The sequence below is a fragment of the Methanococcoides mangrovi genome (assembly GCF_052057775.1).
Taxonomy (GTDB): Archaea; Halobacteriota; Methanosarcinia; order Methanosarcinales; family Methanosarcinaceae; genus Methanococcoides.
This window is the reverse complement of the sequence record NZ_CP195121.1, coordinates 2,062,868-2,082,159: the sequence shown is the minus strand read 5'-3', so window position 1 is coordinate 2,082,159 and position 19,292 is coordinate 2,062,868. Positions and strand designations below refer to the sequence as shown.

Annotated in this window: 14 protein-coding genes; 5 read left to right on the top strand and 9 right to left on the bottom strand. The window is 45.8% G+C overall.

The window, feature by feature from the left end; genetic code table 11:
- Positions 1–15: 15 nt before the first annotated feature.
- The gene (locus ACR3I3_RS10340) at positions 16–435 is read left to right on the top strand and encodes a phosphate-starvation-inducible PsiE family protein (RefSeq protein WP_440952179.1); all 420 of its coding nucleotides are present in this window, start codon (positions 16–18) and stop codon (positions 433–435) included.
- Between the two features lie 31 nt (positions 436–466).
- On the opposite strand, the gene ACR3I3_RS10335 is transcribed toward ACR3I3_RS10340, so the two are convergent.
- Entirely contained in the window at positions 467–1,174 is a 708-nt protein-coding gene (locus ACR3I3_RS10335; RefSeq protein WP_440952178.1) for a mechanosensitive ion channel family protein, read from the bottom strand.
- 140 nt (positions 1,175–1,314) lie between these two features.
- A complete protein-coding gene (locus tag ACR3I3_RS10330; RefSeq protein ID WP_440952177.1) occupies positions 1,315–2,022 on the bottom strand; it encodes a DUF432 domain-containing protein in 708 nt (235 codons plus the stop codon).
- Positions 2,023–2,269: 247 nt separating this feature from the next.
- Here ACR3I3_RS10330 and ACR3I3_RS10325 point away from each other — a divergent pair, with 247 nt between their 5' ends.
- Positions 2,270–3,232 carry a mechanosensitive ion channel family protein gene (locus ACR3I3_RS10325; protein ID WP_440952176.1) on the top strand — a complete coding sequence of 321 codons (963 nt, stop codon included), beginning with the start codon at positions 2,270–2,272 and terminating at the stop codon, positions 3,230–3,232.
- Positions 3,233–3,399: 167 nt separating this feature from the next.
- On the opposite strand, the gene ACR3I3_RS10320 is transcribed toward ACR3I3_RS10325, so the two are convergent.
- Positions 3,400–4,515 carry a hypothetical protein gene (locus ACR3I3_RS10320; RefSeq protein ID WP_440952175.1) on the bottom strand — a complete coding sequence of 372 codons (1,116 nt, stop codon included), beginning with the start codon at positions 4,513–4,515 and terminating at the stop codon, positions 3,400–3,402.
- Between the two features lie 648 nt (positions 4,516–5,163).
- On the opposite strand from ACR3I3_RS10320, the gene pscS reads away from it, so the two are divergent.
- From pscS to metX, 3 genes are read left to right on the top strand one after another with little or no spacing between them, the layout of a single operon-like run.
- Positions 5,164–6,543: an O-phospho-L-seryl-tRNA:Cys-tRNA synthase gene (pscS, locus tag ACR3I3_RS10315; protein ID WP_440952174.1), complete on the top strand. Its 1,380-nt coding sequence runs from the start codon at positions 5,164–5,166 to the stop codon at positions 6,541–6,543.
- Positions 6,544–6,552: 9 nt separating this feature from the next.
- A complete protein-coding gene (locus ACR3I3_RS10310) occupies positions 6,553–7,851 on the top strand; it encodes an O-acetylhomoserine aminocarboxypropyltransferase/cysteine synthase family protein (RefSeq protein WP_440952173.1) in 1,299 nt (432 codons plus the stop codon).
- Positions 7,848–9,314, top strand: coding sequence for a homoserine O-acetyltransferase MetX (gene metX, locus ACR3I3_RS10305; RefSeq protein ID WP_440952172.1), 1,467 nt, complete (start codon positions 7,848–7,850; stop codon positions 9,312–9,314). Before ACR3I3_RS10310 ends, metX begins: the two co-directional genes overlap by 4 nt.
- Before the next feature lie 170 nt (positions 9,315–9,484).
- Here the strand turns inward: metX and ppsA are convergent, their stop codons facing one another.
- The 6 genes from ppsA to ACR3I3_RS10275 form a co-directional block, all read right to left on the bottom strand.
- Complete coding sequence (gene ppsA, locus ACR3I3_RS10300) at positions 9,485–11,890, bottom strand: phosphoenolpyruvate synthase (RefSeq protein WP_440952171.1); 2,406 nt, start codon at positions 11,888–11,890, stop codon at positions 9,485–9,487.
- A gap of 202 nt (positions 11,891–12,092) precedes the next feature.
- Positions 12,093–12,854, bottom strand: a complete 762-nt coding sequence (locus ACR3I3_RS10295) for a hypothetical protein (protein WP_440952170.1) — start codon at positions 12,852–12,854, stop codon at positions 12,093–12,095.
- 127 nt (positions 12,855–12,981) lie between these two features.
- Positions 12,982–15,429, bottom strand: a complete 2,448-nt coding sequence (locus ACR3I3_RS10290) for a hypothetical protein (protein WP_440952169.1) — start codon at positions 15,427–15,429, stop codon at positions 12,982–12,984.
- Entirely contained in the window at positions 15,426–17,297 is a 1,872-nt protein-coding gene (locus tag ACR3I3_RS10285) for a DUF7408 domain-containing protein (protein ID WP_440952168.1), read from the bottom strand. Before ACR3I3_RS10285 ends, ACR3I3_RS10290 begins: the two co-directional genes overlap by 4 nt.
- Positions 17,297–18,178, bottom strand: a complete 882-nt coding sequence (locus ACR3I3_RS10280) for a DUF58 domain-containing protein (RefSeq protein WP_440952167.1) — start codon at positions 18,176–18,178, stop codon at positions 17,297–17,299. Before ACR3I3_RS10280 ends, ACR3I3_RS10285 begins: the two co-directional genes overlap by 1 nt.
- A 56-nt stretch (positions 18,179–18,234) precedes the next feature.
- Entirely contained in the window at positions 18,235–19,209 is a 975-nt protein-coding gene (locus ACR3I3_RS10275) for an AAA family ATPase (RefSeq protein ID WP_440952166.1), read from the bottom strand.
- Positions 19,210–19,292 lie beyond the last annotated feature (83 nt).

The window sequence follows — 19,292 nt, the reverse complement described above, 5'->3', positions numbered from 1 at the left end:
TCAATGGAGGGTTAAATGATAAAACACGATGATATATTTGATACCGTAATACGCAATGTAACTGTTTTTATCCTTTATGTTCTTCTATTGGCACTGATCGTAGGAGTATTAAAAATACTTGCAAGTCTGGTCTTGATTATTTTGGGAGCTTCAAGTGGCAATTTCCTTCAGATAAGTTTCACCAATATAGTCTTCAGTGTCCTCACGGTCTTTGTACTTATTGACCTCTTCAAGACATTTACTGATTATCGTGAACATGAAAGGATAAGGCTGACGTACATTACCGACGCTACGATCCTGATCGTTATGCGTGAAGTAGCAGCTGGGATATATGCCCAGAAGATCGAATATGAATTCATTTTAAGCTTATCTGTATTGTTGGTTGTATTAGGGGCAATACGGGTTCTTGCTATCAAATATTCTCCTGCGGAATAAGAAATGATCTATAATGATGCTATTAAGTATTTCATAATGTGGGGTTATCAGGATCAGCAAGTTGCTGATCCTTTTGTTCATTCCCAATCCAGATGACACGTTGTGGGAAAGCGATCTCAATTCCATTCTCTTCAAGGGTCTTTTTTATCTTCCAGAGAAGTTCGGTCTTAATAGCATACCAGTCTGTTGCAGGTGCCCATATCTTTACACTGATATTGACCGAATTGTCACCTAAGTTGTCCACAAAAACCCCTGGCGCTGGATTTTTCAGTGCCATGGGGCTTTCTTCAATAAGTCCCTTGATTATTGCTATGGCCTGATCAGCATCGTCACTGTATCTTATTCCAACAACGTACTCGAACCTTCTTGCAACATTGGCCACATAGTTTGTTATTGTTGTTGTGAATACCTTTTCGTTTGGGATCCTTACATAGAGGCCATCAAAGGTCCTGATAATGGTGGATATCAGGCTGATATCTTCTACTATTCCCACATTTCCATCGATATTGACCTGATTCCCAAGCTTTATAGGTCTCTCGAATATGAGGAACAGGCCTGAGATAAGATTCCCGACTATGCTCTGGCTGGCAAAACCTATTACCAGTCCCAGTATGCTTCCTGCAACCAGCAGACTCGAAGGTTCAACTCCCATGATAGGAAGTATGACAAACACAACAGTTATTATGACTATGCCGTAGTATGCCGCTTTCAGTACGATGTCAAGGTGGCTTTTGTCCATTTTTTCCTTGAACGATCGTTTCAGGTATAATGCCAGTATCTTACCTATAAATATAGAAATAATTAAGACTAAAACAGCAGTGACGATATTAATGAGCACTTCGCTACTAGCAAAAAAGATTTCGGATGCCTGTGGTATTATCAAAAACCTGCCTCCATAATGCATTTTTTTCCGTTCACATAGAGCTTTTTAACGGTATAGAGTTCCATCGATTTGTCCATTCCGGATCTGAGGGGTGTGTCTAAGAAATCCGTTTCTGCAACAGTGGGACTTAGTATTTTCATGTTGGCTTTCATGGATACGATCTCAGTGTCATAGTATATCTTCATCCCATAAGCATTGAAAATGGTTCTGCTAACCTCCACCCAGAGATTTGTATCGTTTGTAATGGACAACTCAAGGACTCCTTCATACATAGGATCGGCAGAAGGTATTGTGGAATGGATCTCACTTTTCCAGTACTTGCATATCATACCATTGCTTGGATCGCCATAAAGGGTCAACTTTTGCTTTACAAGTGTCAGTATATCGATAACTTCGATCTCATCTTTACCGGAAATGAATATTCCCATTTCTATCGGGAATTTGATGTAAACCTTTATTTTCGACATCGGAGCAAGTGTTATGGTTTTATCAAATTCCACAAGCAAATGCGAGGTTATCTTTTTTGGCTTGTTCAAAGGTTCAATGGGATTAATAAGTAGCTTTCCATCTCCTTTTACCAGGATCTTCTCTAATTTGTCCTCAAATAATTGTCTTCTGTAGAGGCAGTTATCTCCCTCCATGTCGACTGCAATGTCAATATTCTCAGTTTTTGAGCTAAAAGGAATTGTATATGAGCCGTACATAATGCACCTAAATCAATATCTATAGAATATATGCTGTCTCAAAGATATTTTTCTCTCATTGAGATGGGGATGAGCACAAGATGGAAGGGCCGGCTCCCATCGGCTTTTTGAAGAGTTTTTTATTAATACTCCAGTCTCCTTATCCTATGGTAGTATTATTATTTCAATTTTTGTGGGTAATTAATTATTGATCCAATGTCTTTTTCCGGGGAAAAGGATAATAGGGGTACAACTCATAAATTAATTCATGGGGTTGTTGAGATGGTTGAATATAATTGCTTTGTCACTCATAGCAATACTCATCGTATACGTCAATTATTTTACAAATTATCTAATTGGCTATGAATCCTTCCTGTCAAAGTTACTGCATTCTGTTATCATTATTCTTGTATTCTATACAATGAGATCCATCATCGAAAATATTGTCAAAGTAAGGATACATGATACAAAGGAAAGGTACACTTTTCGTAAGACTATCTCTATTATTATCACAGTTCTTGTACTGGCTTCCCTTTTTGCCGTGTGGTTCAGGGAGACCACTGGCCTTATAGTAGCATATGGCATACTGAGTGCCGGAATTGCCATAGCACTTCAGGACCTGTTGAAAAGTATAGCTGGTGGCATCATTATTTTTGTATCCCGTCCTTTCAGGGCAGGTGACAGGATTGAGGTAGAGAATATTACCGGGGATGTACTTGACATAAGGAACCTCAATACCACTATTATGGAGATCCGTGAATGGGTTGACGGTGACCAATACACAGGAAGGATCGTCCAGCTGCCAAACAGTTTCATCTTAAGTGGTAAGGTTAAGAACTACACTAAGGATTTCTCCTTCATCTGGGACGAAGTACAAATAATGTTGGTATATCGTAGTAACTGGAAAAAAGCAGAAGATATCGCAATAAAAGTTGCAAAAGGATCTCTGTCTGATTTCGAAGATTCTGCAAAAAAAGAGCTTTTGAATATGGGTGAAAAATATTTCATCACCACATATGATGTAGAAATCAGGATCTACATGAAAATAGAGGATAACTGGATCGATATGCGTTTAAGATACGTAGTTGATCCTCGCCAGCGAAGGAAAATAAAGGACATACTGGTCCAGCAACTTCTTGAGGCATTTGAGCATGAAGATGATATCAGTGTTGGTAGTGCAACAACTATTGATATAATGAGTTCTTCTCAGATTACAGTAAATAGTCAGTAAATATCTCATGATCCTGTTTTTTTAGGATCACACGTAATTTTCTATACTTAAATTTTGATAATATCACTTTATTATTTTTGACAGATCTCTTTTATATGTGATTTTTAATCAGATCTTTAGAACATTCTAAAGAAAAAAAAGAAAAGAGAATAAGTACGTCCTTTGCATCAGTACTTTAATGCAAAGTACATACTTCCCATAGCTACCAGAGTTACAAGGAGGCTGATGATCCCTCCCACAAATGGCAGTTCTGTCAGTATCAGTATCAGGAAAAGACCGACTGCAAGCACTGCCCACTGATTATAATTGAAACCAGCTTTCCTGAAAGTTACTTCACCAAGCCACATCGCAGTGTATATCTTTGCTATCATCAGGACGATGGTCAGCAGGAGTAAAAGGAAGATTGCTATCGGGATACCTATGATGGTTATCATCAGGACGGCTGATCCTATGATCGTACCCAGAAGTATCAGTAGTCCTACAGCGGTGTTCTTGAATGGCTGCTTCTGTATGTCCTTTACTATTTCTTCGGTCTTGTCCGGGAATACCAGGATAGATATTACTCCGAGAGCAAAGAGGAACATGTAATATGCGATCTTTCCAAGGAAAACGATCCCTCTGAGCACGCCCTCACCTTCGAAAGAATTCTCACGTTCGGCAGGCTTTTCAGGACTTATCTCTTTTCCTACAATTCCTTCAGGTATAGAGATCTCTTTTGAGGTACTGTATTCGAGATCACCTTTTATGCTGGAATCCGGCTGTATCCTCAGGTCGGAAGCTTCCAGTATTGCATCTCCTTCAACATTCCCTGAAAAAATTAGATTTCCTGCAGAGACATCCACACTACCTCCGAATTGTCCCGCGATGTTTGCATCACCGCTTCTGATGGTCGTATCGCCACCAATATTTACGCTTTCACCTGTTGTGACCGAACCGGCAGTTACCAGGAGATCATCCCCTACATTGCCGGTGATCTCAAAATTACCGCATGCAGCTCTTATGTCATCGCCCACATCACCGGTGATCTTTACCTCACCGGCAGCAACGATTACATCTCCTGAAACGTTCCCGCTGATCTCGACACTGCCTCCTGTGGCGACCACATCCCCTAGCACAGTTCCACTCACGACCATAGTTTCCCCTGCAAGGTAGACATCGTCCTCTACAAGTTCGTCAATGATTACCGTCTCCCCTGCGTTGAACATAAGAGATGCACTTGCATTGCCTGCAAAAAGCAGTATCAACAGTATAGGTAACAACCATAACTTCCGATCTATGTTCATAGTAACCCCACCTGAATGTTCAGTAAGTAATATTGGGTTTTTCTCACTATTAAGATTTACTTACGAAGCTTCGATCATCATTCCTTATAATTGATTAAACAGATCGGTCATGTTAATTGAACCCGAAAAATGCTGGCTTCTGATTTTGAACACGTTGGCATATCACGGCCTTACGAAATAGAAGTCCGTGACATACTCATTTGTTTCCCCCACTTTGAAGCCCTGAAAGGTCTTTAGGCCTTTCTGATCATCTCTAAGGTCAAGAGAAACGGCAAACTCCTGACCGCGTAAATATATATATATATATATATATTAAGATTAGTCCTATAAATGTCTATGCAAAAAACAAATACCCTATTGATCAATTTATATGCTTATTGTACATGAATCGACATTGCCTTTATACTCTTCTTTATATAGCAGTAAATACCACAATAGTATTGTGTGGGTTTACTTATATAATTTATAAGTTCTGTGTGTAGGAACTTTTATATAGTGAATCTTAACATATGTTTAATGTTAACGGCGTTAACAAATTGAAAAGAATCTTATATATAAGGTTCAAGTATCGCAGACCGATCGCATGGGGTTCGGAAATTAAAATGTATCTGATCTCCGCATATCCCGATACGAGCAGGTGGTAACAGAATGGATGAACAAATCAACAAAAGATATCTCGCCAACAAAATATTTGAAACCCAGTTCGCACTGGAGGATCTCAGGGAGATAGTAAGGCAGGCCTTACCTACGGGTATGAACGCTGAGCAGTCTGCACGCTTTTCTGAGATCGTGTCGGGTCTTGGCGGCCTTATCGAGGAGATAGGCGCAAAAGACGGCCAAACACAATCTGTCAGTATTGTGGGCGACCTTATGTGCCGAACAAGGGAAGAGGAGTTCATAAACATACAGCCCATTCAGGCCGGTGGCAGACTGACACCGGAAGCCCGCAAAGCTGTCATAGCTTACGGGGACGGTTACTCAACCTGTGATAGCTGCCGAAAGCCCTTTAGGCTCGATAAGATCGAAAAGCCTTCGATAGCAGAGTTCCATACCGATCTTGCCGAATTTGTAGGAATGGATCAGGCACGTGTGGTTCCCGGTGCAAGAAGAGGTTTCCAGGCAGTTGCATCAACCCTTTTAGAAAAGGGTGACAGTGTGGTCGTATCTGCATTTGCACATTATACGGAATTCCTCGCTGTGGAAGGAGCTGGTGGGGTAATTAGGGAGGCTCCTGTTAATGAGGATAATGTGCTCACAGCTGAATCTGTGGCACACAAGATCGATGAGGTACGGAAAGAGACTGGTAAGTTACCGTCCCTCATCATGATTGACCATTTCGACTATCTGCTCTGTAATGAGCACGATATATATGGTATCGGTAAAGTAGCACAGGAATATGGGATCCCGTTCCTGTACAACGGCGCATATACAGTGGGCATCATGCCCGTTGATGGAAAAAAGCTTGGTGCGGACTTCATAGTAGGTTCCGGGCACAAGAGCATGGCTTCAGTGGCTCCTTCAGGAGTGCTGGCAACCACAGAGGAATGGGCCGATAAGATCTTCAGGACCACCCAGATGGTAGGTGATGTCACCGGAAGGAGGTTCGGTATCAAGGAGGTCGAGTTCCTTGGATGTACATTGATGGGAGCACCATTGCTGTCCATGATGGCATCGTTCCCATACGTGAAAGAAAGGACAAAGCACTGGGATGAGGAAGTAAAGAAATCAAACCATTTCATCAACGAGTTCCTGAAAATTGAAGGAAATGAAGTGCTGAGCGAATACCCGAGAAAGCATGCCCTTACCAAGGTGGACACCACCAATACCTTCGACAAGGTGGCAAAGACACATAAGCGCAGGGGTTACTTCTTCAGTGATGAGCTGAAGGAACGTGGCATCGTAGGTGAGTTCCCCGGTGCTACCAGAAGCTGGAAGCTGAGCACATACGGTCTCTCATGGGACCAGATACACTATCTCTCGGATGCATTCCTTGAGATCGCTGAAAAATACGAACTTAACATCAACTGAGGTACTATCATGACTGACAAAAATTACGGATTAGACACATTAGCATTGCATGCAGGACATGTACCTGACCCCACAGGGTCACGTGCAGTCCCAATTTACCAGACCGCTGCCTATCTTTTCAAGGATGCAGATCACGCAGCGAACCTTTTCGCGCTGAAGGAATTCGGCAACATCTATACTCGCCTGATGAACCCTACAACCGGTGTTCTGGAAGAGAGAGTAGCTGCGATCGAAGGCGGTACAGGTGCACTTGGCGTCGCTTCAGGAATGGCTGCCATTTCCTTAACGGTACTGGCTGTCACACAACTTGGCGATGAGATCGTCTCTGCCAACAACCTCTATGGTGGGACATACCAGCTATTCAACCACACCCTTCCTAAATTCGGCAGGAAGGTCCACTTTGTGGACTCCACTAAACCGGAAGAATTCGAGAAGGCCATCACTGACAAGACACGTGCTGTCTATGTGGAGATCATCGGCAATCCAAAGCTCGATGTTCCTGACCTTGAAAAGATCGCAAAGATCGCCCATGATGCAGGTGTTCCGCTGATCGTGGACAACACTGTAGGTGTGGGTATCGCCAAGCCAATAGAACATGGAGCCGACATTGTGGTCTTATCTGCGACCAAGTTCCTTGGAGGTCATGGTACTTCCATCGGCGGCATTATCGTTGATTCCGGTAACTTCAAGTGGGACAACGGAAAGTTCCCCGAGTTCACAGAACCCGATCCAAGCTATCACGGACTGAAGTTCTGGGAAGCCTTCGGTGACATTCCGGGAATGGGAAATCTTGCTTTCATACTCAGGGTCCGTACACAACAGCTTCGTGACCTTGGACCTGCAATGAGCCCCTTCAATGCATTCCAGTTCATACAGGGTTTGGAAACACTTTCATTAAGGGTACAGAGACATGGTGAGAACGCGTTAAAGGTGGCAAAACACCTTGCTGCCCATCCGCTTGTTGAATGGGTGAACTACCCCGGTCTTGAGGACCATCCATCCCATGAACTTGCAGGCAAATATCTGGAAGGTAGCTATGGCGCTATCCTCGGATTCGGTGTCAAGGGCGGACTTGAAGCAGGCAGGAAGTTCATCGAGAACGTGGAACTGCTTTCACACCTGGCCAATATTGGCGATGCTAAGACACTGGTCGTCCACCCGGCATCCACAACACACCAGCAGCTTACAAAGGAAGAACGTGAGCAGACAGGCGTGACCGATGACTTTATCAGGATGTCCGTAGGTCTTGAGAATGTCGAAGACATTATAGCTGACATTGATCAGGCTTTAGAGAGGTCCCAGAAGTGAGTGAAAGGTCCGTAGGTATTGTAGGAACAAACTATCATACGATAGAAGGTGAGTTCTCTTTAGAAGGCGGGCAGACCCTGAAGGATATCAGGGTCGCCTACGAGACCTATGGTAACCTTAACAAGGACAAAAGTAATGCTATCCTCGTCTGTCACGCCCTGACAGGCGACGCACATGCAGCAGGCAGGCACAGCCCCGATGACCGCAAACCCGGATGGTGGGAGGATGTCATCGGCCCGGGAAAGGCCCTTGATACTGACAGGTACTTCGTTATCTGTTCAAATGTACTTGGTGGCTGTATGGGTACAACTGGTCCTTCATCACTGAACCCGGATACCGGTAAACCGTATGGTATCACTTTTCCGGTGATAACCATCGGTGATATGGTCAATGTCCAGAGGAGACTGATAGAACATCTCGGGATCAAGACCCTTTTTGCCGTAGTGGGCGGCTCCATGGGCGGTATGCAGACCCTCCAGTGGACCGTTTCCTACCCTGATATTGTGAGGAAAGCAGTTGTTATTGCATCCACAGCAGTCTCTTCACCGCAGCAGATAGCATTCAATGAGGTTGGCAGAAATGCCATCGTATCCGATCCCGACTGGAATGAAGGTAACTATTATTCCGGCAAAGCTCCTGTCCACGGGTTGGCCACAGCCAGGATGATAGCTCATATCACCTATCTCAGTGATGATTCCATGCATGAGAAGTTCGGAAGGGAACTTCAGCAGGGTGAGGGATATAAGTTCGACATGTCACATGATTTCCAGGTGGAAAGTTATCTGAAATACCAGGGAGAAACATTTACCGAAAGGTTCGATGCCAATTCCTATCTCTATGTGACAAAGGCAGTGGACTATTTCGATCTTTCAAAGAACGGTTCTCTTGCAGAAGGTCTGAAGGACATCAAGTCGAAGATGCTCCTTATTTCAATAACCTCGGACTGGCTTTACCCTCCATACCAGTCAAAGAAAGTGGTAGAGGCTCTCCTGTTCAATGACCACGATGTGAGCTACCGGGAGATCGAGTCCAGCTACGGGCATGATGCTTTCCTGCTCGAGAGCGGTCACATCAATTATGTGATCCATAATTTCCTTTCATACACATCCATTGCTGATGTGATGACCGAAGATGTTGCCACTATCAGGGAAGGTGTCAGCATTGAGACCGCTGCAAAGGTCATGTTCGAGCAAGGACTGACACACCTGCCGGTGGTAAATGAGAAGGGATGTCTTGCAGGCATCGTCACATCATGGGATATCTCAAAGGCAGTTGCACTTAAGAGCAGCAAGCTGGACGATATAATGACAAAGGAAGTCCTTGTTGCAATGCCTGATGAGACTATCGTCGCCGGTGCAAAGCGTATGGAAAGACATAGTATTTCCGCTTTGCCTGTGGTGGATGAGAAGAAGAGGCTTGTGGGAATTATTGATAGTGAGGATATCAACCGGTTGATCGGTTGATACTTTTATTTTCTATTTTAGACTCAATTTTGTATCACGTTTATGCTATTTTATATGCTTTTTATTTCTATTCCTGTTTCAATCCTGTTTTGTATCATTCAGTTAGTATCCTGCTGTTCCTTGATCTGTAAAAATAATGAATGAACGAGAGATAGCTCTCCCGTTTCAATTTATCCCATCTCCTTCTCGGTCTCCAGCACCTTCAGTGATATCTTCATAACCGAATCCGGATTCAGCGAGATCGAGTCTATACCTTCCTTCACAAGGAACTCAGCAAATTCCGGGAAATCGCTTGGTGCCTGGCCACATATCCCGCTGTGTTTTCCGTTCCTCTTTGCCCCCTGTACTGCCATGGAAACGATTTTCTTCACAGCCTCATCCCTTTCATCAAAGGATGATGCAAGAATTTCGGAATCCCTGTCCACTCCAAGGGTCAGTTGGGTGAGGTCATTTGAGCCTATAGAAAATCCGTCGAAGTATTTGCTGAACTCATCTATCAGGATCACATTGCTTGGTATCTCGCACATGACATAGACCTGCAGGCCGTTCTGTCCCCTTTCCAGACCGTTCTTTTTCATCTCGGCAAGTACCTTTTCCGCTTCCTCGATGCGCCTGCAGAACGGGATCATGAGAATTAGATTCGTCAACCCCATCTCGTCCCTGACCTTCTTCATGGCCCTGCATTCAAGTGCAAAACCTTCCCTGTAGCGTTCATCATAATAACGTGATGCTCCCCTGAAACCGATCATCGGGTTGCTCTCCTCGAACTCGAAGTACTCCCCTCCTATCAGGCTGGCATACTCGTTGGACTTGAAGTCGCTCATGCGTACAACCACGGGTTTCGGGTAGAATGAGGCTACAATGGTGGCAACTCCCTGGGAAAGCTTTTCCACGAAATAGTCTTCCTTGTTCTCGTATCCTGCAGTGAGTTTCTCTATCTCCCTGAGGACACTTTCGTCCTCCACCTTTTCAGGATGTACCAGTGCCATTGGGTGTATCTTGATGTAGCTCGTTATTATAAACTCCAGTCGTGCAAGTCCAATACCATCGTTCGGTATCATTGAAAGTCCAAATGCCTCTTCCGGATTTCCAAGGTTCATCATCATCTCGGTCTTCGTATCTCCAAGGTCTTTCAGTTCAACGGTCTCGATGTGGAATGGCAGTATCCCTTCGTAGACCCTGCCGATATCGCCTTCAGCACAGCTCACCGTGACATCCATTCCGTTCTTCAGTCTTTCAGTGGCATCCTCGGCGCCAACTACGGCCGGAACTCCAAGCTCACGGCTGACGATGGCCGCATGGCACGTCCTTCCGCCTTTGTTCGTGATGATGGCAGCTGCACGCTTCATAACAGGCTCCCAGTCAGGGGTTGTAGTGTCAGCTACCAGTATCTCTCCCTGCCGGAAAGATGGCAGCTTTGAAACATCATCGATCACATGGACCTTTCCGGCTGCGATCTTGTCGCCCACACTCCTTCCCTTTACAAGGACGTTCGAGCGCTCATCAAGGAAGTAGGTCTCAAGGACATCCTTTCTCTTCCTCGACTGGACGGTCTCGGGCCTTGCCTGTACAATGAACAGCTCTCCGGTGTTTCCGTCCTTTGCCCATTCGATATCCATGGGCACAGCTTTTCCTTTCTTATTGGAATAATGGTCCTCGATAGTGGCAGCATATTTTGCAAGCTTGAGGATCTCGTCATCGTTGATACAGAACTTCCTCTTGTCTGCAAGGGGAACCTCAACGTTACGGGTAAGCACACGCGAATCCCCGCGTCCGTAGATCATCATTATAGCTTTGCTGCCCATCTTTTTCTTGATTATTGGTTTGTAGCCCTCTTTCAGGGTTGGTTTGAAGACGTAGAACTCATCCGGATTGACAACTCCCTGTACGATGTTCTCACCGAGCCCGTAGGCTCCAGTGATGAATACAACATCCTCAAAACCGGATTCGGTGTCGATTGTGAAGATCACACCGCTGGATGCGAGGTCCGAGCGTACCATCTTCATGACGCCGATGGACAGGCCGACCTTGAAATGGTCGAACTTGTGGTGGACACGGTAGGAGATCGCCCTGTCCGTGAAAAGGGATGCAAAACAGCGGTTACATGCATCCTTCAGGGAGTGGTAGCCGTGGATATTGAGGTACGTCTCCTGCTGGCCTGCAAAAGAAGCATCAGGGAGGTCCTCTGCTGTTGCAGAACTGCGAACTGCCACATCTGTTTCAGGTCCGTATTTCTCGCTCAGTTTGTCGTAGGCTTCTTTGATCTCTTCCCAGAGATCGTCCGGAATACCAGCATCAAGGATTATGCTCCTTGCCTTTTTCCCTCTCTCTGCAAGATCGCTGACATCAGATACGTCCAGTCCTTCCATTGTATCTTTAAGATCCTGAAGAACGCCTGCGGATTCCAGTACATGCCAGTATGCTTCTGCTGTGACCGCAAATCCATTTGGTATGATTATGTTCTTTTCAGTTAGCTCCCGGTACATCTCACCGAGAGAGGCATTCTTACCTCCGACCAAAGGAATGTCTTCTATACCTATTTCTTCGAACCAGCGAATGTATTTGCTATCTCCCATGATTAACCCCCGTTATTAGAATGCACTATTCTTTTAACTGTTAATATGATTGATTTTTAAGGGTATTAGGCTTTTTGGGGGATGGGGATAGTTTTTGGAATTGATAAAAGCTGATCAGAAATTAGAAAAATCCGAAAAAGAGGGGGGAAAATGGCACAAAAGCTGATCACTTTTGCAGCCATGTTTTAGATCTGTTCTTATTTCACTCTGTAATAACCACGATCTTCAAAATCCCGCTTTGTGGTGGCAGGCTCATTGTTACCATTGGTCCGTAGTAAGCTTCAACCCTTGTTCCCTTTGTAAGGTCCTCAATTGTAAGCTCATTCCCGTTGCTGTCGGTGATGATTGTTTCCTGACCTGTCATCAGAAAGATGTCGCATGGATATCCTTCTCCGATCTCGCTGTCATCCTGGTCCAGAAGCAGGACTGTGTTCTCACTCCAGACTTCAGTTCCCAGGATAGTTCCTGTTGTCTTAACAGGCTGTGGTCCGGTCGGGACATTTTCATCGAGTACGATAATGCTCACAGCATTGCTCTGTGGTGGCAGGCTTCTTGTTGTCATTGGTCCGTATTGTGCTTCGATCCTTGTTCCTTCGGAAAGGTCATCGAAGGCAAGTTCGTTACCGTTGCTGCCTGTGATGGTTGTTTTATTCCCGATTATCAGGTACAGGTCGCATGGGTATCCTTCACCGATCTCGCTCTCGTCCTCATCAAGAAGAAGGACCTTTGTTCCATCCCATGAGTCGATACCGACAATTGTAGCCACTGTCTTTATTGGCTGCAGCATGTTGTTCTCATCTGTGTTGTCATTATCAGTCGGAGCGTTATCTGCATCCGGCTCACCGTTGTCTATCAGGATCTCTTCATTTGTATTACCGCTGGCACTCAGGATAATTGCACCTGCAGCTATTGTGGAAAGTATGACCAGTATTATTAGGGGAAGTGAGATGTTTTTCGTATTCATATTATCACCTGATGACCATGTTTTTTGTCATCAGGTCACAGTACGAATGGATGTTATATATTCATTACTTTAACTACGAACAAATTCGTAGTCTTCCGCATGCGTTTTTGAAAAAAAGAAGGCAGAATTATTGCTCTGCCCTTTCCCTGTTAGCTGCCCTGATCTCCCTTATTCTTTTTACTGCTATCTCTGTTAGGAAGAGCAGTAATGCTGCAATAAGGAAGTACAGTTTCTGGCTGACAGGTTGCTGAACGCTCTTAAGTGAATTCGCTTTTGCATCTGTAAGCAGCAGCGCAAGTGCTTCTTTCTCACTGTAGGTCTTACCACCGTTTGCCTTGATGAGCACAGGAAGGTCCTCGTTCATACCGACATCACGGTATTCGATGGCATAGTTCACAGCGATCGGATAACCTGAGACATCATGCATTCCGATGTTCTTAGGCTCGATAGTGGTCTCATAGGTGTTCTTTCCTGTAACCGCAAGCTCAAGGGTCTCGCCCTTGTACTTCAGTTTCGGGACACCTTCATCGTAGCGTGTGATGTAGAGTGTTGCAGAGCTTCCGAACCATGTGTCATCTCCTTCCACAACGGTTCCTTCCTCTACCTGTGGGTTACCGATTGCCCAGTTCATGGTTGAGGATATCAGCCTTGAATTGTTGCCGGAGTACATCTGTGAGCTCCATGTTGCCTGACCACCTTTACCATTATCAGTGGTAATGGCTGCCACCCTGCCAAGTCCATATCTCCAGGTGGTGATGACCGGCTTGCCTGTGGCGGTCACAACGATTCTGTCTGCACCTGCTTTTGGTGTGACGTCATTGTAACCGGTGATATTGCCTTCAACTTCCAGGTTGCGTGTGATGAAGTGGTTAGGGTTGTATTCTATGAGTGGGAACGATGTCATGACCGGTTCTTCGTCCTCGGTCTCGTCGGGAATGTCAAGGTCCTCGAACTCAAGGTTTGCACGTTCGCCTCTTTCCACAGGGAAGTAGATTCCATCAACGGATTCCATAAGATCCTCTGCATAGATGTTGCCGAACTGGTCTCTCTGGGAAGGTGCAGATGACCTTACATGAACATAGTAGAACTGGATATCTCCATTGCCGATCTCATCAGCAACAACAAGCGCATCGTCATAGGATTGCTCGATACCGCCATCGGAGATGATTATTATATCCAGCTCACCGACCTCGTTCTCAAGCCATTCCTGTGCAATCAGAAGTCCCTGGTCAAGAGAAGTCTCACTGGTGGATCCGGGTGTAAGTGCAGATATGTCCTCCTCAAGCTTCAGGACATTTGCCTGGTTACCGAGGTAGACAAGTCCTCCTGAGACATCAATACCTTCGCTACCAAAAGCAATGACACCTGCATAGGCATCCCTGAGGTTCTCGTCCTCAAGTATGAAGATTGCATTTCCAAGGATATCGGAAAGTGTTTCATGATGGAATGTACTCTGTGATACATCCAGTACAAGTACAATGCTCCTGCCACCTTTCCAGTCGGTTGGTTTTGATAGTACCGGCAGTAGTTCCTCGAAGGAAGAGTTCAGGTAATTGCCCTGATCAAAGGATGTCTCTCCGCCCACAACAACAAGACCGTTACCATCGGCCACGAAATCCCTGAGGAGCTCGACATCGGTATCCGATAGCGTCCTTATGTTCTGGTTATCAAGTACTATCGCCTTCTTGTCATCGATATTTGTGAAATCGTCCGTGTTTGATACTGAGTAAAGGTTATAAAGTACATTTCCAAGAGGTGCGGAACTATCGCTGGTCAGAACTTTGATCTTCGGTTTTGGTACAACATAGACAGCCTTGTAGAACTTGTTGTTGATGCTGTCCTTGTCAGCTGTAAGCGGTGTAAGGGTAACGCTCAGCTCCTGTGCACCCAGCTTCTTGAACGTATAGGGTACACGTATTGTCCTTGTGCGTGTGTTTTGTGTGAATGTACCACTTCTGACAAGAGTATCGCCGGCGTAGATCTCAAAGCCGTATCGTATCTCTTCCTCTCCTGCCTGTGAGACAAGTACATCGAACTGGTTCTCGTTGCCGATGACAACTGTCTTATCGCCAAGGATCTGCACACTGATATCGTTCTCCTCAAGTTCGGGTTCCACTGAATAAACGGTGGTCCCGACCTCACCGGCAAACTGGAGTGCCTCTTCAAGGTCTTTCCCAAAGTTGCTGTTACCGTCCGTTACCAGTACGATCTGGTTATCGCCGCTGGAATACTGCTCTACGGCGTCCCCGAGGGAAGTGCTTTCTCCTGAGAGTCTTATCATTGTTGTCGGGGTATTTGCTGTGAGGGATTCATATACCCTGTCGCCTACTCCTTCCTTGAAAAGCTGCATACTGCTGGTCTCATCCGAGATTATCACTATCTGGGGCGTATCGTCACTTGTGACCTCACTGACCAGTGAGAACGGGGATGCCAGTGCAACCACAAGTAGTGAAAGCACCACGATGCGCGAAAGTATCAGTGGCTTTCTTGCACCCTTTTTGATAAGATAGAGTCCGCCAATTATGATCGGCAGGATAAGTAGCAGTACCAGTGGTTCTTCAAAAGTGTACATCATAGCTCACCCCGGCTTCTGATAATAAGTATCTCAACGATCACCAGCAGCATGGCAAGGATGATGAGATATATGTCAATGTAATTCTTTGCAGTGTAGGTGCTTTCCCTGACTATCTGGGAACCATCCTGTGATGTGGCCCTGTCCAGTACACCGGACGCATCGATGGTGGTATCAGATTCCATGTCATCATAGAGGTTCACAGCGATATCCTTTCCTGCAACCTTGTAGATCCCGACCTCATCATAAAGCAGCCTGCTGGTGGTCACCGTTCCGCTGGGTGTGGAAACATCCATCTCGTTCGGAAGTGCGGAAATAGCACCTGTCTGAAGATTGTAGTCACTGATATCCCCTGCTCCGCCAAGCCATGCGATGAGTTTTGCCCAGAGGACAGGATACTCAGGCAGGTTGTGGAAATTGTTCCATGAGTTCTCGCCAAGTTCATCGCTCAGACCAAGGTACATCACTGTTCCGTCACCAACGCTCCAGTAGGCAAGCATCGGGATTTCCGAGTCTGTATTCACAAGTGAGACCGCATCTGCTCTTAGTGTAGCATTAAGATATGTGTAGACTGCAATATCCTCGAACCTGACATCTTCCGTCAGCCTTGTCTCCTGAGCGACCTTCAGTGTTTCACCGTTGTTGCTTTCCATGGTGGAGATAGGTTTTACAGGGAGTATCTTGAGCAGGTCAAAGTTCGCAGCTGCCGGATCAAGAGCAGAGGATGCGAGGAATAGAGCTTCACCGCCGTTGTTTATGAATGTATCAAGTGTGGCAATCTCTTCGGTTGTCAGTGCCCTCTGTTGTGTGTCTATAACAACTACCTTGTAGTCGCTGAGATCCGCAGGTACATTGTTGGATTGGGTTGCCTTTATGTTAGGCAGTAATGAAAGTGAGACTGCAGCCGGCGAGTTCTTCACATCACTAACAAGGAGCAATTCGTTCTGGATGTTCGAAGGGATAGAGATGTAAGCCGTGTTGTCCGTCATAAGGCTGTCATCCCTGGTTATCCTGAGTGTTGTTACTCCGGCTCCGAGATTTTCCACCTTGAACTGACTTGTTGAGAACGGACCTACATCAAGTGTGAGGTGTTTATTTGTTTCGCTTCCGGCATAATCGATCTCAATGTTGACGTTCTGTGTGGTCTCCATGTAGTTCTTGACGACACAGTTGTAAGTGTAGCCACTCTCTTCGGCTTCGAGCCAGCCCTGGATTATTCCTACATTATCAGTGGTTGTTCCTACCCTGACGAAACTGACCTTCATCCCGTAGGATTCTGCCAGCCTCTTTGCAGCAACAGGATCCTCTCCTTCCCAGTTGGTGAAATCTGATATTACAATGATCCTGCCGCCTTCGTTGGAAAGCATCCTCATGGCGTTCGTTATGGAAGTTGAAAGGTCTGCCACGGTACCCTTTCCTGACAATCCGTCAAGCGCATCTTTTGTTGCTGAGGATCCGGCAGCTTCGAGTACTGTTACCGGTATGTTCTGTGCAAGGATGATGCTGTTCTTCTTGCTGACATAGGTCTTTGCGATCTCGGTGGCACTGTCGAACCTGCCGTCAGTGTTCATGCTTGCGGAAGCGTCGATGACAAAGACAGTATGCTCTCCGCTCAGGCTTTCCTCTGATGTGTAGAACGGACCTGCAACTGCAATGGATATCAGTATAAGCACCAGCAGCTGTGCAAGGAATATAGGGTCCCTGATAAGTCTTCTCAGGGAAGCAAATCGTTTTTTCTTCTGTTCTGCCCGCATCAGGAACATAAGGGAAGGGATCTTTATCTGAAGCGGCTTTGGTCTTAAAAGGTAGAGAATTATAAGTGGGATAACACTTGCAAGAGCTGCAAGTCCCATAGTATTGTCAAAAGGCATCAGACCTTCCTCCCGTTAATTGTGTGGAAGAACGCATCGAATACCGGTGTATCGGTTGTGAACGTAAAGAAATCGGCACCAACGTGATCGCAGATGTTCCTGATGCCATCGATGTGTGCCTGTAGCTCTTCCTGATATTTATCCTTGAAATTCTTACTCAGGTATGTCTTCAGATCGTCATCCGTTTCAAGGTCGGTGAGCTTCACATGCCCGTGCATGGAAAGATTGCTCTCGGAAGGGTCCAGAACCTGTATGAGCATAAGGTCGTGATGCGATAATCGATAGATAGCTGATTCAATGGAGCTCAGGTCTTCCATGAAATCTGAAATAATGACGATAAGGGAACGTGAATGTATGACCTTCTCGTACTGTTCGACGCATTTTTTCAGTGCTGTCTTGCCTTTTAGCTCGACCTCTGCCATCCTGTCGATATCCCTGAGAAGGTAGCGTCTGCCCCTGTGTGTCTGTGAGATCTCTATGTCTTCGGAATAGGTGGATATGCCGAACTTGTCGTTGTCCTTTGTGACAAGATATGCAAAACCTGCGGCTAGCATGGCTCCATATTCGTATTTTGTGAACTCGCCGGTAGTATAGTCCATGCTGTTACTGGCATCCAGCAGTATGTGGGTGGTTACTGATTTGTCCTCTTCGAACTCCCTTACATAGAGCTTCTCGGACCTTGCATATACATTCCAGTCGATGGATTTAAGATCGTCTCCCGGATGGTATTCGATATACCCGAGGGTATCAAGACCGCGACCGCTATGTGTTGAACGCCTGCTTCCTGCATAGGCACTGGATACACGCTTTCTTACCATGAAGGTAAAGCGGTCCAGCTGGCGGAAGAAATCCACATCGATCCTGTGTTTCCTGTCACTCATATTCAATATCGGTTTTCGTTATTCCTAGGCTCACACCGTGCTAACTTGTGAGATGCTCACTTGATCTTTGAGAGTATCTCCCTGATGACCTGGTCCTGTGTGATGCCACGCCTCTCGGATTCGAAGGTCAGGATGATCCTGTGTCTGAGGATCGGGTAGGCCATGACATCGACATCTTCGTTGCTCACGAAGTTCCTGTTGTTGATCAGTGCGCGTGCCTTTGCTGCAAGTATAAGTCCTATGGATGCCCTTGGAGATGCACCGTATTCGATGAAATCGGTCCATTTGCGGGTTGCCATCACGATCTTGATAGCTCTTTCCTTTATGTCATCAGCAATTGGAACATCTCTTGTAAGGCGCTGAAGCTGCAGTACCATCCTTTTGTCAAGTACTTTCCTGACCTGTGGTACCTCGTACTGTGTGTAGCGTCTTACGATCTCTTTTTCCTCCTCCAGGGACGGGTAGTCCAGAAGGATCTTCAGAAGGAACCTGTCAAGCTGTGCTTCTGGAAGCGGGAAGGTCCCTTCCATCTCGATAGGGTTCTGGGTTGCAAGTAAGAAGAACGGTTTGTCAAGCAGGAACGTATCATTACCAACGGTTACCTGCTTCTCCTGCATGGCTTCGAGCAATGCGGACTGGGTCTTTGGTGAAGCACGGTTAATCTCATCTGCGAGGACGATGTTGGCGAATACCGGTCCCGGCTCGAACTTGAATTCCTTGCTTCCGCCTCTTTCCTCGATGATGTGTGTACCTGTGATATCTGCAGGCATAAGGTCAGGGGTACACTGTATCCTGCTGAAATCGAGGTCCATTGTCCTGGCGATGGTGGATACTGTCAGTGTCTTTCCAAGTCCGGGATTACTTTCCATCAGTGCATGGCCGTTACACAGGATCGCAATGACGATCTGTTCTACCGTTTCCTTTTGTCCGACTATGACCTTTGATATCTCATTGAAAAGTGCTGCAAAGGCATCTCCAGCACCCCTGTAGACCCGTTCAAGTTCACCGGATCCGGCGTCATTGGAATTCATTTAATGTTCTCCTTGTATTGCGATAGATCGAATTTGTTGATGTGATGCGATTTTATGGTAATGTGATATTTGTGTGATGATCA

Bases quoted from the DNA above. Each gene is read 5' to 3' on its own strand.
- ACR3I3_RS10340 (WP_440952179.1), top strand. From the start codon at position 16: ATGATAAAACACGATGATATATTTGATACCGTAATACGCAATGTAACT.
- ACR3I3_RS10335 (WP_440952178.1), bottom strand. From the start codon at position 1,174: ATGGACAAAAGCCACCTTGACATCGTACTGAAAGCGGCATACTACGGC.
- ACR3I3_RS10330 (WP_440952177.1), bottom strand. From the start codon at position 2,022: ATGTACGGCTCATATACAATTCCTTTTAGCTCAAAAACTGAGAATATT.
- ACR3I3_RS10325 (WP_440952176.1), top strand. From the start codon at position 2,270: ATGGGGTTGTTGAGATGGTTGAATATAATTGCTTTGTCACTCATAGCA.
- ACR3I3_RS10320 (WP_440952175.1), bottom strand. From the start codon at position 4,515: ATGAACATAGATCGGAAGTTATGGTTGTTACCTATACTGTTGATACTG.
- pscS (WP_440952174.1), top strand. From the start codon at position 5,164: ATGGATGAACAAATCAACAAAAGATATCTCGCCAACAAAATATTTGAA.
- ACR3I3_RS10310 (WP_440952173.1), top strand. From the start codon at position 6,553: ATGACTGACAAAAATTACGGATTAGACACATTAGCATTGCATGCAGGA.
- ppsA (WP_440952171.1), bottom strand. From the start codon at position 11,890: ATGGGAGATAGCAAATACATTCGCTGGTTCGAAGAAATAGGTATAGAA.
- ACR3I3_RS10295 (WP_440952170.1), bottom strand. From the start codon at position 12,854: ATGAATACGAAAAACATCTCACTTCCCCTAATAATACTGGTCATACTT.
- ACR3I3_RS10290 (WP_440952169.1), bottom strand. From the start codon at position 15,429: ATGATGTACACTTTTGAAGAACCACTGGTACTGCTACTTATCCTGCCG.
- ACR3I3_RS10285 (WP_440952168.1), bottom strand. From the start codon at position 17,297: ATGCCTTTTGACAATACTATGGGACTTGCAGCTCTTGCAAGTGTTATC.
- ACR3I3_RS10280 (WP_440952167.1), bottom strand. From the start codon at position 18,178: ATGAGTGACAGGAAACACAGGATCGATGTGGATTTCTTCCGCCAGCTG.
- ACR3I3_RS10275 (WP_440952166.1), bottom strand. From the start codon at position 19,209: ATGAATTCCAATGACGCCGGATCCGGTGAACTTGAACGGGTCTACAGG.